Raw genomic sequence first — 15,956 nt, 5'->3', positions numbered from 1 at the left:
GATGAGCTTTACTCTTTTTTACAAAAGGCCCATACACAGCACATTGTATATTCTATTGAGTATATTATTCACTGATAAGCTTGTGCGTTACATTTTATTTAAATTTCATAGTTACTTTAACCAGCACAAGGTTAATGTAATTGAAGCATTTTTAATGCCCTTTATAACTTTGTTCGGTTCATTATTTGTGAATATAAAAAAGAACAAAGATAACTTTGAGTTAGCGTTATATAACTATTATCCACACTTAAGGCTACCATACAGAACTTATATCTATTCCAATATTATACGCTTTGTTATTCAGAGCATATTTTTGCTTTTTGCTGTTCATAAACCCAAAAGAAAATCAGTGTCTATAAAAAAGCATGCTGTAAATTATTTTTATGACGGGGTCAGTTACAGCCTAAGGCAACTTCGTTGGTACGACCTTAAATTAGGCCGATTAATAAGGCGCCTTTTTTCCAAAAACAACAAGCCTAAAAAAAGTGCTTTTAAAACAATGGCCGACGCTCGTATTTGGCAGAACAAACTTATTAAATACATCGTTGTTGCACTGATATTATTCTTGCTTGCCATATTTGTTACCATTCCCTTTAGCCTTGAAGCGCAAGCAGTGTTTATTAGCTTTATTTTACTGGTTGCTTACGCGCTCAAACGCGTTAAAGGCCATATGGCCACGATTGTAATGATTACCTTATCTGTCACTACATCTTCGCGGTACTTGTGGTGGCGATACACTGAAACACTTAATTGGGATGACCCTTTAGCACTTACATTAGGTGCAGGCTTGTTACTAGCAGAAACATACGCATGGATGGTACTTATTTTAGGTTTTTTTCAAACCATTAATCCACTTGAAAGAAAACCTGTCATGTTGCCAAAAAATACTGACCTATGGCCAACGGTAGATATTTACATTCCTACTTACAACGAGCCTTTAAGTGTTGTAAGGCCGACTACCCTTGCCGCATTAAGCATAGATTGGCCAGCAGATAAGCTGAAAGTCTATATTTTAGATGATGGTAAACGTCCTGAGTTTGGTGAATTTGCTAAACAAGTGGGTGCGGGTTATTTAACAAGACCAGATAATAACCATGCAAAAGCCGGAAATATGAATAGTGCTATGCGCTACACAGATGGTGACTATATTGCCATTTTTGATTGCGACCACGTACCTGCTCGTTCATTTTTGCAAATGACCATGGGACAGTTTTTAAAAGACAGTAAAGTGTGTTTAGTACAAACACCACATCATTTTTTCTCCGCAGACCCATTTGAGAGAAACTTAAATAACCACAGTCAAATTCCAAATGAAAACATGTTGTTTTACGGGCTTATTCAAGACGGAAACGATATGTGGGATGCTACGTTCTTTTGTGGTTCGTGTGCGGTACTCAAAAGAGAAGCGCTTGATGAAATAGGTGGCTTTGCTTTTGAAACCGTCACCGAAGATGCCCATACTGCACTGCGAATGCAACGCGCAGGTTATAAAACTGCCTATATAAATATTCCTCAAGCTGCTGGCCTTGCCACTGATAGCTTATCGGCTCATATTGGCCAGCGAATACGTTGGGCACGGGGCATGGCGCAAATATTTAGGCTCGATAACCCGCTGTTAGGCAAAGGCTTGAACATCCCTCAGCGACTTTGCTACTTAAACGCTATGCTGCATTTTCTATCAGGTATTCCGCGCATTGTATTTTTAACCGCGCCCCTAGCACTCATATACTTTAATGCATACATTATTTACGCGCCATTTTTAGCTATTTTTATCTACGTTGTACCTACACTTATTCAAATAAAAGCAACTAACTCACGAATACAAGGTAAGTATCGCTATTCGTTCTGGGGCGAAGTTTACGAATCTGTGCTTGCTTGGTACATATTAAAGCCAACAACAGTTGCTTTGTTTAATCCAAACAAAGGTAAATTTAACGTTACCGAAAAAGGTGGATTAAACGATAAAGAGCATTATGACTGGGGTATTTCTAAGCCATATTTGGTTTTACTCGCTATTAATTTAGTCGGTATGTTAGTCGGTATTTTGCGCCTGTTTTTTGGCGACCCTACGCAAGTTGGTGTACTGCTGATTAGTATGGGGTGGGCGCTTTATAATATTATCATTTTGGGTGCTGCGGTTGCCGTGGCAGCAGAAGCACGCCAAGTTAGGCATTCACACCGCATTAAAGCGAACTTCCCAGCGGGAGTTCGTTTAGCAAATGGCCACACGTTAAAAGTAAGAATTACAGATTACTCCGATAACGGCGTAGGAATAGAAACCGACCATGCACATGCTTGTCGTGTAAACGATAAAATAGAATTATTAATGAGCCGCGGTAATAAGCAATTTTCGTTTACTACCCATGTTTGTAATACTCGTGGTAATCAAATTGGCTTAACCATTAAAGATTTATCTCTTGAAAAACAGCGCGCGTTTATACAATGTACATTTTCACGAGCTGATGCGTGGCTTGACTGGCAAAATAACTTTAGACATGACCGCCCATCTTACAGTTTTAAAGAAGTGCAAAAAACAAGCCTCAGAGGGTTTAGTAACTTGCTCTTCCACGCACCAAGAGTGCTTCAACCTATCATTCAGTTTATGACTAATTTAGTTGTATACGTAAACTCATTTACTCCAAAAAGACCAATAGTGCATAATAATTATGATTAAAAAGTTGCTTAATATATCCCTAACATTGTCGCTTATTTGTTGCGCTTATTTTGCGCATGCAATTGAGCCATTACAAAATAAATCAATGTTCATTAATGGATACCCTGAGAGCGCTCAGGTGTCGAGTTTACGCTTAGAGTTTGAAGCGTTAGGCTTTACAGGCTTTAGGCTCAACGGGGTAAATAATAACTCCCGCGTTGACTTTACAAACCGAATAGATAAATTGAGCACCAATTTAAAGCTTAACTTTTCGTATACTAACTCGCCTTCATTAATCGCGAATGTTTCGCACTTAAAAGTATACTTTAATGATAATTTAGTCACTGTTTTACCTATTAACGAACAACTTAGTATTGTAAAGAACACAGTGCAGCATAGCCTCGATCTTAACGCTAAATACATTCAAGATTACAACCAAGTACGCTTTGAGTTAGTTGGTTATTATGACCTTCGTTGTCAAGATTATTTCAGCCGCACCATTTGGACTGAAATTAATAGATCAAGCAACATTATGCTCGACCAAAAGCAGCTTGCTATTGATAGTCGTTTAGAATACCTTCCTGAGCCGTTTTTTGATGAAAAGGATTACAACAAGCTTAACCTTCCATTTGTATTTGCTAAAACACCCAATACCCAAGCTATTGAGGCAGCAGCAACGCTATCGAGTTGGTTTGGAGCCCAAGCTGATTGGCGTGGATTTAATTTTCCCGTAACGTTAAATAAATCGCCTGATCAACACAGTGTGGTTTTTATTACTAATGATTCAAAACCTGATTTTTTGAAAGATTACCCAGATGTTGAAAAACCAACAATTGAAATCATTTCAAACCCATTTAATCGTTATTATAAAATGTTACTCATATTGGGCCGTGATGAAGCTGATTTAAAAACAGCGGTGACTGGCCTTGCATTTGGCCACAAAGTAATGACAGGAAGAAGCGCAAGTATTGAAGCCATAAATCAGTTGCCACTTCGAAAAGCGTATGATGCACCACGCTGGCTTAGAAGCGATCGTCCAGTGCATTTTGACGAGCTTATTGACTACCCTACACAACTACAGGCGCAAGGCCTTAATAATGGTCCTGTAAAACTAAACATTCGCTTTGCACCTGATCTATTCACGTGGCGTGAAAGAGGAATACCTATTACTCTTCAGTACCGTAGCACGCCAGAATCAGAAGCCATCGACTCTCGTTTAAATATGCTAATAAACCAAGAATTTATAAGTGGTTTTTTACTCGATAAAAACAACGATTTATTACAAACAACACAAGCGTTGTTGCCACTAGTTGCCAATACCGACACCACACAAAGCACAGAAGGCTTTTCTGTAAATGGCATTAATTTAGCTAACAGAAATGAGCTTAACTTTGACTTTAGGTTTGGTGTACTCAAAAAAGGCGAATGTGCTGTTGCACCTCCTGGCGGTGAGTTTGGTGTTATTGATGGCGATTCAAGCATTGACGTAAGTGAATTTGATCACTATATCGCATTACCAGATCTGAACGTATTTGCTAATAGTGGCTTTCCTTTTACCAAATATGCTGATTTACAACAAACACTTGTGCTTATTGATGAAAACCCAACACCAAATGCTTTAACCGTTTTATTTAACTTAACGGGTCACTTTGGCGCGATCACCGGTTACCCAACCCATAGAATGAGTGTTGCTCATTTAAATGAGGACGCTGATTTAGATGATAAAGACATACTCGTTATTGCTAAACCTAACAGTATTGCTAATGACTTAGATGAAGATGCACAAACAAATGTTTTGCTTAACAATAATCAGCGCGCAATTAAACAAGCAATTTATAATGGTGCATACGACGAACAAACGACCGATAAAGTAGAGGTTAGTATTAAAAGTAGTGGCGATATGGCTGTTATAACAGGGTTTCAATCACCGTTTGATTCAGACCGCTCTATCGTCTCGTTGAGTGCTACGACGCAAAATGCATTTACTATACTTGACGATGTTCTAATGAACTCAGAAAAATTAGCTCAAGTAAAAGGTAGTGCAGCCATTATCAACTCACAGGGTATTAAAACCATTCAAGTAGATGAGCAATACTTTGTAGGCCATATCCCAGTCCATACATTAGTGTGGTTTCACTTATCTGATCATCCATTTATTTTGGCATTACTGTCTATTTTAACGCTATTGCTGATCTCATTTATCTTATGGCGATTATTACAAGCACTAACTTACAAGCGTTTAGCTGAAGGAGACGAATAATGAAATCACTCGTTAATATGTTTTTTACTGTGATGGCACTATTTGCTTTTAATGCCAACGCACAAGTTGAACAGTGCCAACCTTGGCAGTCGTGGCAAGTGTTTAAAAATCATTTTATAAGCCAAGACGGCCGCGTTATTGACTTGGGCAGTGAGCAAAGTATCACAACCTCTGAAGGCCAATCATATGCACTATTTTTTGCGCTTATTGCCAACGATAAAGCCGCTTTTGATTCTGTTTTAAATTGGACCCAAGAGCATTTATCAGAGGGCGATTTAAGTACGCGTTTACCAGCATGGAAATGGGGGCTAGATAAAAACCGCGTAGGGGGGATTTTAGATTCAAACCCTGCGTCAGATTCAGACCTATGGATTGCCTACAGTTTATCGCAAGCGGCAATTTTATGGGATGAACGCCGCTATAGTATTTTAGCCGCAGTGCTTGCTCAGCGTATAATCAGAGAAGAAACCGCCTACATAACGGGCCTTGGCCTTTCTTTACTCCCCGCACCTGCCGGTTTTGAGTTTGACAATGAGCGCTATAAGCTAAATCCTAGCTACTCGCCGTTATTTATTTACCAGCAATTTAAAAAGCTTTATCCACATTCACCGTGGCACCAACTGCACGAAGGATCAGCTAAGTTAATTTTAGATACTGCACAGCAAGGCGTCAGCCCTGATTGGGTTATGTTTGATTCAAACCGCGGTTTTTACTACGACAGAAAAAATACAGATTTAGGTAGTTATAATGCAATTCGTGTTTACCTTTGGGCAAGTATGATGGCAAAAGATGCACCCTACAAACAAGAGCTTATTGCTCAGTTTACACCGTTTGTGGACACCATTGAAGAGCGTAGCCATGTCCCTTTAAATACGTATGCTCAATCAGGTAAATCTGAAAAAAGAGGGCCTTTGGGCTTTAACGCTGCCCTGCTGCCTTTGTTAGCAGAGCAAGGTAATGATGAGCTGGTAATGGCTATTCAGCAAAAGCTAATGATTGATAAGTCTTTTACACAAACACGTTATTACGACAGTGTATTGCATTTATTTGGTGAAAGTGCTGTAAACAAGCGCTTTAAAATAACGGCTGATGGAACGCTACAACCTACTTGGAGCACTGAATGTCGTTAAGGTTGGCCTTAGCTTGTACATTGGCACTAAGCACTAATTTAAATGCCGCAACAATAAATGATATTGATACACAATCGGTTGATTGGTTATTAAACCAAATTAGTATTGGTGAAGCACAACAAAACAAAAGACTTGTTGAAGATAGTCTGCAAAAATTGGTTGCAATTGCCCCTACGCGAATAGAAACGCAATGTGCGCTTGCACATTACGACTTTACGAATGGCAATACAGACCAGGCAAACTTGTTATTAAATAAGCTTGATAACCAACTAACACAACAAACACCTTGCGTAAAAAAACTCAAGGTTATGTCTCGTATTCAAGGTAAAGACAAGGCAGTAATTCAAGAAGCAAAGCTCCTTGCTCGTGCCGGCAGATATGAACAAGCACGTCAAATTTACAATAAAATATTTAATGATGTTTATCCTACTTTAAACTTTGAGCTTGAGCATTTAAGCTGGTATGCACAAGACAGCGCTCAATGGCAAGGGGTTAAAAATGGTTACAAGCAATTATTAAAACGCTATGACAACCTAGGCACTATAGAAGTTGCTTATGCCAGACATTTGCTAAGACGTAACCCACGCGATAAAGCAGCTATGCGTATTTTAGGTAAGTATGGATCGACATCGGGTTTTAGTGATGAAGTTGAAGGTATTTGGCTCTCTGCATTAAAAAACATGCCAATAAACAGTAATACTGACATGCAATTTCAGCAATACTTTATACTTTACCCGTTTAGTAATAAGGGAGAGTTACAGTATCAAGACTTTAAAAAGCAATTAAAAGCACGCCAAAAATTATTAGCCGATCCTGCTTATCAGCTTTGGTTAAAAGGCAATAAGCTACTCGAACAAGAAAGGTTAAATGCAGCAGAACCTCTTCTATTAAAAGCCTTAAAAGGCCGCCCTACTGACGGCGAAATCATGAACAGCTTAGGCATACTTTATCTACAACTAGGTGAGCATGGTAAAGCCTATAATTATTTTACACGTGCACAAAAATACACTGCCGACTTTGCAGAGCGAAATACCCTTAAAAGCATGGCTAAAACAGCTAAGTTTTGGCTGTATATTCGCCAAGCAAGAGACGCTATAGATAGCAGTGAATTTAGAGTTGCTAAATTAAAACTCGATTTAGCCGCCGCATTAGAAGAAGAACCTAATACCGTATTGGCAAATCGTGGCACCTTACAATTTACCCAAGGGCTATATTCACAAGCTGCGCTTACCTACCAAGTGGTGCTTAAAAGCGAGCCGTTAAACGAAGGCGCCCTATTTGGCTTACTTGAAATTGCAAAGCTTGAACAAAGTGAAAAAACGCTCACCTCTTTTTTTAATCGACTTTCATTTTCACAAAAAGAAATATTAAGATCGTCATATTTAAGCTCATTAAGTAGCGTGTATAGAACTAAGGCAACAAAGCTAACTGAAGCTGGTGAATTAGAAGAGGCTGAAAAAATATTAAAAGAGGCTATTCAAGCAACACCAGAAGAGCCTTGGTTATATTACGACTTAGCGTTTATATATCAACAAAAAGGACTCACCGACAAAGCCCGCTCATTGTTTAATAATGTATTGTGGCAATTTCCGCTAAATTCACAGCTTAGGTATAGCCATGCACTGTTTTTGCGTGCTTTAGACGATTACCAAGGTGCGCTTGCTACGCTTCAGTATATTCCATTTAAATCTCGCGATGCTGACATTGTATCTCTTGAACAACAGTTACAACTTAATGAGTCTTTAGCACAAAGCGAACGTTTTATTAATTCTCAAAATAAAGCGGCTGCTATTTATCATTTAAGTGCGTTAGAAGCGCAAAATTTAACGCCACCAATGAAAGCTGAGCTAGCACGAAGCTGGTTTAGCATAGATGAACAGAACCACGCTTTAAAACTCATGCGTGACGCCTTAGCTGAAGACACCTCATTATCAGCCTATTGGCATATGTTGTATGGAGAATGGCTTTTAGCACAGGGTAATAAAGCTCAGACTACGGATTGGTTTAATCACTATCGGCTTCCTGAAAATGCCTCTGAGAGTGAAATAGATCAGTTTGTGCAATTACAAAATGCCTATTATTCTGAGTATTTTAGTGGCAGTGATCTTATTGCGAAGCTAAATCAGCTTGATCAAAAATACCCAAGTTCATCAGCTACAACAACTGCGCTAATAAATGCAAACTTAGCACTTGAACAAAACCAATCTGCGATTATTTTATACGAACAAAAAGTAAAAAATAATCAGCTAATTGAACCTCAAGCTTTAATGGCAATATCTAAAGCCTACAGAGCGCTTGGTGATGATTTCCAATCGAAAGAGGTCACACAACTCGCCATTGAACAAAGTACAACGCAAGAAAGTTATTTTCAGCGTCAAATTATGGAGTCGTTAAACGATTTTAACTACGCAGGTGATGCCCTTTACTTAGCTGAACAGCTTATTCAAAAAGCACCTAATGATTTAGAGCTTCGTTATTTAGGCGCGCAAGTTGCTGCTAATTTTAATGAAACAGAGCAAGCACAAACGTGGTACGCACAAACGCTTTCACCTAATCGTCAACTAAATGAAAAAGAACTCTACGCATCACTTTCGCGCATTAATGAAAACGACGAGTGGTATATAAACGGTGCCAAACGAGAACTACTCAGCCAACAAAACAAAAACCAAGCCTACATTGCTGTTGGTGTAAATTTTAGCGGACAAGTAAGTACTGAAAGTGAGGCTACATTGGGCGCTGGTATAGTCCCTATTGAAGCGTACTTTCCGCTTTGGCAAGGGCAAGGCTTTGTAAAAATAGATCCTACAAGTATTAGCGCTCAAACAACACGATTTGACGAGCAATTTGCTGGCAGTCGATACGGACAAGGCGCTTTGTGTATATTTACCTGTGGTATTGACGAAGTAAGTCCTGAGCAAGATGGCGTTGATATTGGTATTGGTTGGCAAAACGAAAACTGGCGCGTAGATATTGGCACAACACCACTGGGCTTTTTAATCGAAGACATTGTATGGGGTGTTAATTACTCGGACGACTTTGGTGACTTTGGCTATAGCATTGAGTTAGAAAAACGACCAGTAACCAGCTCAGTACTCGCCTATGCAGGCCTTGAAGACGTTAATACTGGTAAAATTTGGGGGGGTGTTCGCTCAACCGGTTTAACCGCTAATGTTTCTCATGATTTAGGCGGCAATTGGGGATTTTGGTCTAGTGCTGACTTTACATTGTATAAAGGTCAAAACGTAAAAGATAACCAGCGCTACCGCTTGATGGGCGGCACCTATTATCGTGTGATAAGCAATCAAGACCGCGAATTTACAGTGGGTGCAAGTTTATTGCATTGGGCCTATAAATTTAATTTAAGTGAAGAAACCTGGGGCCACGGCGGCTACTACAGCCCACAGAACTATATTGGGTTATCGGTTCCTTTAACCTATGATGCACGATGGGGTGATGACTTTGTATACCGCGTAAAAACAGGCGTGTCGTATTCACAAACTAAAACGCAAGCAATCGACTTTTTCCCTAATGATCCTGACCTTCAAGCAGAGGCCTTTGTGCGTCAACTTGAAACCGGTGTAGATCCTGCCTTTGATTCAGATACCAGTGCGGGCGTATCGTACAACTTAGAAGGCAGCTTTGAATACAGAATAACCCCACATTGGTTCTTTGGTGGTTATTTAGCTATTGACCGTTCTGACTTTTACGAACCTAATTTTGGCCAACTGTATATCCGTTACTACTTCAATCCTGTTTACGGGACGCTCGAATTTCCGGGTACACCTATTATCCCTTATGCTGAGTTCTAACTTAGCATAAGGTGATACACCGCTCAGTACTTCCCCTCGCCTTGAGGTATATGTATACTTGTGCGCAATTGTAGCTAGGATAAGGGTGTGTCTCTTACCTTGTGGTGTTATAGCCATACAGCAAATCATTATCTTAGATACAAATAATATACTGGTGGTCGAGCACTTTAACCTTATAAACAGGCTAACTTAGCTAAAGCAAAAAATTATAAGGCCATCACAACAATTCTTTAAGTTAGGAAGTAAATATGAGTTCAGCTCCAGATAGTGGCTGGTTTGGCCACCCTAAAGGACTTTCGACATTGTTCTTCACTGAAATGTGGGAACGAATGAGTTATTACGGTATGCGAGCTATGCTCGTATTATTCATGACAGCAAGCTTACAACAAGAAGGCCTTGGCTTTACGGTTGCATCAGCGGCTGCAATTTATGGTTTGTACACAGGTGCAGTATACTTTTTAGGCTTACCTGGCGGTTGGTTAGCAGATAGATTATTTGGCGGCCAAAAAGCGGTTTGGTACGGTGGTATTATCATTATGTGTGGCCACATTATTTTGGCCGTTCCACATGAATATTCATTTTTTATTGGTTTAATTTTTGTTGCAACAGGTACGGGCTTACTCAAGCCAAATATCAGTGCAATGGTAGGCCAGTTGTACAGCGATGCTGATGAGCGTCGTGACGGCGGTTACGCTATTTATTACATGGGTATTAACTTGGGTTCTTTAATAGGCTACTACGTATGTGGTTACTTTATGGAGAACGTAGGTTGGCACTGGGCATTTGGTGCAGCAGCTGTTGGTATGGCCATTGGTTTAGTACAATACAAACTTACCCTTAATAACTTACCAGAGCACAGCGCTTTACCTGCTAATCCATTAAGCGCTAAAGGCACTTCACGTACTTGGGGCGCTATCGCGTTGTTTGTGGCTGTTGTTGCGGGTGTTACCATAGCCGCTATGACGGGTGCCATTATTATAAACCCTTCAGTTGTAGCCGGTTATACAGCTGTTATATTTACTGTTATATTCTTTGTGTACTTTGGCCTTATTTATTTTAAAGGCAAATTAACAGGCGAAGAAAAACAAAGAATGTGGGCACTATTTTTAGTCTGTGTTGCCTCTGCATGTTTTTGGTCTGGTTTTGAGCAAGCTGGCTCTTCATTAAACCTATTTGCCCGCGATTACACTGACCGACTTATTGGTACTTTTGAAATTCCAACTACGTGGTTTCAATCTTTAAATTCAATATTTATTATTGTCTTATCGCCATTTTTTGCTGCGCTTTGGATAAACCTATCTAAAAAAATGATATCGCCTACTTACAGCGTAAAATGTGCATTTGGCTTGATCATCATGGCCTCAGGCTTTTTAGTCATGTTTATGGCAGCACATTATGCAGCAGAAGGCTTAAAAGTAGCGCCTTACTGGTTGGTTACTACGTACTTTTTACACACAGTGGGTGAGCTTTGTTTAAGCCCTGTGGCATTAAGTGCAGTGAGTAAACTGTCGCCTCGTCGCTATACGGGCCAGTTAATGGGTGTGTTTGTTTTAACTTACTCTATTGGTAATGTTATCTCGGGCATACTTGCAGGTAACTTTGATCCTAATAACGTTCAAGAAATCCCTACCCTATACTTACAAATTGCATTATTTAGCATTGGTGTAGGTATTGTTTTAGTGCTTATGAGCTTTAAAGCGAAAATATGGGAAAAACAAGGATTAGAGACCTAATTCGGTTAATCCTTTTGTACTAATAATTATTTACTGCATATTCCAAATGTAGTAACAAATAAAAAATGCCCCCATAATTGTTATGGGGGCATTTTTATACAGCTATGCTCCCATACTTTTAACTGATATTATGCATTAATAAATTGTTAAATTAGACACCCGAGGACTGCTGTATATGTTATTGGACAAGTTATTAAAAATAGCTGCAATACCATTTTTGCTCTTTATGTTAAGTGCATGCGGTGGTGCGAGTGATGCAGTAACGGTTAACCCAAATGATCCTGTTGAACCCGAACCAACCCTACTTTCTTTAACTGCTGCTAACGGCTTAAACTCAACGTTAGATAACGGGGGTTTTGAATTAATTATCCCTGCAAATATAGCTTCATCAAATAGCGAAATCACTTACGAAAAAACGACGCTAGATGATGCCAACGCACAGTTAAACATTATCTCTGATTTACACACTCTTATACCCGACCCTGACATTTCATTTTCAGACTCCTTTACTATTAGAATAAAAATACCTGAAGACTATGTACTCGGTGGGCAATTATTCATAGCCAGACAGTTAGGCCTAAATAGGTGGGAAACGATTACTAACTCAACCGTAAGCGATGATTATGTCAGTGCACAAGTGAATCAAGTCGGCACTTATGCAATTCAAATGCAGCGTAAAGAAGCATTCGCCGATATTGGTCCAACATGTGAGGCGAGCGCAACAACACAATCGGTACGCTTTGTTCATGTAGCAGACTTACATGCTCGTTTTGGGTATCAGGAACAATACTTTAGCCGTATTAAAGCCTATTACAATCAAGTCGCCAACCAAACACCACACACCCTATTTACCAATGGTGGTGACGATTATGAAAAAGGCACGGTAGCAGAGCAACTTTCACAAGGTACAGCAACCGAAGAAGCCATTAAAGCGATGCAGTTTGACATTCGTGTTGTGGGAAACCACGACTATGCATGGGGACCAGAAAAACTACTGAGCTATTCGCAAGATGATAAAGCGATTGTGCTTGCAAGTAACACTCGCTATGAAGGGGAGCAACTTCAAGATTTTGCCGCTGTGAGCTTTGCAAAAGTGCAAGTGGGCTGTGTTACCTTAGGTGTATTTGGCATGACGTCGGTGCCATGGAATGAATTAGATGAGCCACAGCAAGACGATCCAATCCCAGATTTTATAAAACAATTTAAAATGAGCTGGGAGTGGCAACAAGTCGCACAAAGCATTGTAAACCAATACCGTGATGATGTTGATTACATGGTAATGCTAAGCCATCTAGGAGTAGGCCTAGACACAGATATGGCAACTGACGTTGCAGGTATTGATTTAGTATTAGGGGGCCATACCCATGGCGGCGAAAGCTTTGATACACTAGAAAATGGCGCCATTGTTATTCAACCTGACTTTTATGCAAAAGGGATAACCGACTTAACACTTGAGTTTAATTTAGCTGATAAAACATCACCTGTTGTGAACTATCAAACGATTGCCACTGAAACCATCACTGAACGTGATGAACCAACAAAGCAAGCCATTGATGAAATTATGGGCCGTTACGCGCCTGATGCACAAACCGAAATAGCTATTTCAGAAAACTACCCTAGTGCAATTGAGTTAGCTGAAATAACAGCATTAGCCGCGCAACACGAAAGCTCAATCACAGCTGCACTTTTAAACCCCGAACTGGTTCAAAAGCGTTGGACACCCGGCACGCTCACACAAGAAGATTTTCACGAAGCATTTTACGTAGAAAGACAGCCTTCAAATACACCCGGTTTTAACGCAATATATAAAGTGACAGTAACAGGTACAGACTTAACATCTATGTATGCAAGCCAACCTGACTGGTTTTTACTCACACCCGAAAACATTCAAGCAACCAGCAATTATGATGTCGCTTTATTTAAAGGCGCAGCGCTTAACCCTGAATTATTTTTTAATGGTGTCACATTTTCAAACGTAGAACCCATTGCCGAAGCATGGTGGTTACTAGATCAGTACGCCCGATTTAGAACAAGCCAGTGCTTATACCTAGATACCAACAATCAACTGTTTTCATGTACAAACGAAGAAAACATAACGGTATGGAATTTTGATAATACAGCAAGCCCACTTGCAGCAGATTTTGGACCTTCAGTACTCAGTTACTTCGATCCTGAAGAAAAAGACTGGGGCCCAGAAGAAACTCAATATAAAACCACTGCCGAACTGGGCATTAGTGATTTGAGTGATGGGCCGTCAGGTGTAATGGCATTTTCAAGGCATGCACCAACCGAAGGCCTACATATTAACTTAAACACACCCGCTAACGGCGATTATGCCGCTGATGGCATGGTTTCAGACTACACACTTGTAATGGATTTATACTGGCCAGCAGAAGGCCAAGATATTTACCGTGCGGTTGTTCAAGCGGATACCGTTAACTACTTAACCGACGATGCCGACATATTTATTGACCCAAGTGGGGGTTATGGTAAATCAACCAGCGACAGCGGCTATTTTGGCAATACACAACCCGACTCTTGGCATCGTGTCGCTTTAGTATTTTATACTGCACCTACCAATGGCGTATTTGAAGTGTACGTAGATGGCGAACTAGTGGGTGTAAAGGAAGATGGAGAAATAAACAACCGCTGGGCACTCAAAGACGCAGTACTGCTGTTTAATGATAACAACTTTGAAACCGAGCCAGGCTACTTAAATGCTATGCTTTATGCCGGTCGTGCAATGAGCCGCGACGAAATAAAAAGCTTAGGTAATGCGCAGCAAAAACTCACTTACGAGCAAGCAACACGCGTACTTAATCAAACCATTGAACGCCATTACCAAGCTGCGCCTGAAATAAAACCAAACTTGTGGTTACAACAGCGTAGCAAGTTTTTTGGTGAACGCGCCAAAAATGTAAACAATTAATTACACTTAACCCTATTTCATACCACTTCAAAAAAGAGAGTTTAGCTACTTAAACTCTCTTTTTTATTACTATAATTCATAAGCTTAATCAAAAAACAGCCACTAAAACTGTTTACTTTTACAGCGTGAAAATTTTCTACTGTATTGACTCAAAACAACTTGGCCACAAGCGTCCTATAAAATTTACACACCACTCAATTACTAAATACCCGGCTGCTCTTCCCCTAAATCTAATTCTGGTTAATTATCTTGCCATTAACACAACAACAAATAATCACAGTGCTTACATTGTGGGAGTAATTAAAATGAGTGAAGTAACTAACTATTTAGGTTTAGTCGGTATTGAATTTACTGAATACGCCACGCCTGATGCAGATTACATGGACAAAGTATTTACTGACTTTGGCTTTTCAAAGCTTAAAAAGTTTAAAGGCAAAGACATTGTTTATTACAATCAAAACGACATTCACTTTTTACTGAACAACGAGCGTGAAGGTTTTTCAGCCGAATTTGCTAAAAGCCATGGCCCTGCAATTTGTTCAATGGGTTGGCGTGTTGAAGATGCTCAAAAAGCATTTGAAACTGCAGTAGAGCGCGGTGCAAAACCTGCAACCGATTCTACACACAAAAACCTTCCTTACCCTGCAATTTACGGTATTGGCGATAGCCTAATTTACTTTATTGACCAATTTGGCGATAAAGGCACCATTTATGAAAGTGACTTTGAAGATTTAGCAACGCAAACGGTTGTTGAAGATAAAGGCTTTAAGCGCATCGACCACCTAACTAATAATGTTTATAAAGGCACAATGGAAACATGGGCAAACTTTTATAAAGATGTGTTTGGTTTTACAGAAGTACGTTACTTTGACATTAAAGGTCAAAAAACGGCGCTAATTTCATATGCGCTTAAATCTCCATGTGGCACCTTCTCAATTCCAATCAATGAAGGTAAAGGCAACGACAACAACCAAATTGACGAATACTTAGGTGAATACAATGGCCCAGGCGTTCAACATTTAGCATTTTTAACTGACGATTTAGTTAGCTCGCTAGACAAGCTAGATAAATCAACTATTGCAACGCTCGATATTATTCCTGAGTACTACGACACCATTTTTGACCGTGTGCCGTGGGTAAAAGAAGACAAAGACAAAATTCGCGAACACCAAATACTGGTTGATAGCCAAAGCGAAAATTGTTACCTACTACAAATTTTCTCTAAAAACTTATTTGGCCCAATTTTTATAGAAATGATTCAACGCGTTGATGATGGCGGTTTTGGTGAAGGTAATTTCCAAGCGTTATTTGAATCAATTGAACGCGATCAAGAGCGCCGCGGCGTTTTATAATCTTTTTGAGTAAATTAAAAGCAGCGACCTTCGCTGCTTTTTGTCGTTTTAATATTTAAAATGTATGGCTCAAAGTGCAAGTATGCTTAA

The 15,956-nt window shown here is 39.7% G+C and carries 7 protein-coding genes; all 7 read left to right on the top strand.

The features are described from left to right. Position 1: 1 nt before the first annotated feature. Positions 2-2,674 carry a UDP-forming cellulose synthase catalytic subunit gene (gene bcsA, locus RF53_RS11925; protein WP_039037795.1) on the top strand — a complete coding sequence of 891 codons (2,673 nt, stop codon included), beginning with the start codon at positions 2-4 and terminating at the stop codon, positions 2,672-2,674. Continuing rightward, positions 2,667-4,913: a cellulose biosynthesis cyclic di-GMP-binding regulatory protein BcsB gene (gene bcsB / locus RF53_RS11920; protein WP_039037794.1), complete on the top strand. Its 2,247-nt coding sequence runs from the start codon at positions 2,667-2,669 to the stop codon at positions 4,911-4,913. Before bcsA ends, bcsB begins: the two co-directional genes overlap by 8 nt. Then, the gene (bcsZ, locus tag RF53_RS11915; protein ID WP_039037793.1) at positions 4,913-6,043 is read left to right on the top strand and encodes a cellulose synthase complex periplasmic endoglucanase BcsZ; all 1,131 of its coding nucleotides are present in this window, start codon (positions 4,913-4,915) and stop codon (positions 6,041-6,043) included. Before bcsB ends, bcsZ begins: the two co-directional genes overlap by 1 nt. Next, the gene (locus tag RF53_RS11910; RefSeq protein ID WP_039037792.1) at positions 6,034-9,852 is read left to right on the top strand and encodes a cellulose synthase subunit BcsC-related outer membrane protein; all 3,819 of its coding nucleotides are present in this window, start codon (positions 6,034-6,036) and stop codon (positions 9,850-9,852) included. Before bcsZ ends, RF53_RS11910 begins: the two co-directional genes overlap by 10 nt. Before the next feature lie 248 nt (positions 9,853-10,100). Beyond that, positions 10,101-11,585, top strand: a complete 1,485-nt coding sequence (locus tag RF53_RS11905) for a peptide MFS transporter (protein WP_039037791.1) — start codon at positions 10,101-10,103, stop codon at positions 11,583-11,585. A gap of 175 nt (positions 11,586-11,760) precedes the next feature. Next, complete coding sequence (locus RF53_RS11900; protein ID WP_039037790.1) at positions 11,761-14,514, top strand: metallophosphoesterase; 2,754 nt, start codon at positions 11,761-11,763, stop codon at positions 14,512-14,514. Positions 14,515-14,819: 305 nt separating this feature from the next. Continuing rightward, positions 14,820-15,866: a 4-hydroxyphenylpyruvate dioxygenase gene (gene hppD / locus RF53_RS11895; RefSeq protein WP_006791414.1), complete on the top strand. Its 1,047-nt coding sequence runs from the start codon at positions 14,820-14,822 to the stop codon at positions 15,864-15,866. The last annotated feature ends 90 nt before the right edge of the window (positions 15,867-15,956 follow it).

The sequence above is a fragment of the Pseudoalteromonas sp. ECSMB14103 genome (assembly GCF_000813065.1).
Classification (GTDB): Bacteria; Pseudomonadota; Gammaproteobacteria; order Enterobacterales; family Alteromonadaceae; genus Pseudoalteromonas; species Pseudoalteromonas marina.
Note: the sequence above shows the minus strand (reverse complement) of the source record. Positions and strands in the feature narration are given on the sequence as shown.

Coding starts and splice junctions, on each gene's coding strand:
- RF53_RS11910 (WP_039037792.1), top strand. CDS start 6,034: ATGTCGTTAAGGTTGGCCTTAGCTTGTACATTGGCACTAAGCACTAAT.
- bcsZ (WP_039037793.1), top strand. CDS start 4,913: ATGAAATCACTCGTTAATATGTTTTTTACTGTGATGGCACTATTTGCT.
- RF53_RS11905 (WP_039037791.1), top strand. CDS start 10,101: ATGAGTTCAGCTCCAGATAGTGGCTGGTTTGGCCACCCTAAAGGACTT.
- RF53_RS11900 (WP_039037790.1), top strand. CDS start 11,761: ATGTTATTGGACAAGTTATTAAAAATAGCTGCAATACCATTTTTGCTC.
- bcsA (WP_039037795.1), top strand. CDS start 2: ATGAGCTTTACTCTTTTTTACAAAAGGCCCATACACAGCACATTGTAT.
- bcsB (WP_039037794.1), top strand. CDS start 2,667: ATGATTAAAAAGTTGCTTAATATATCCCTAACATTGTCGCTTATTTGT.
- hppD (WP_006791414.1), top strand. CDS start 14,820: ATGAGTGAAGTAACTAACTATTTAGGTTTAGTCGGTATTGAATTTACT.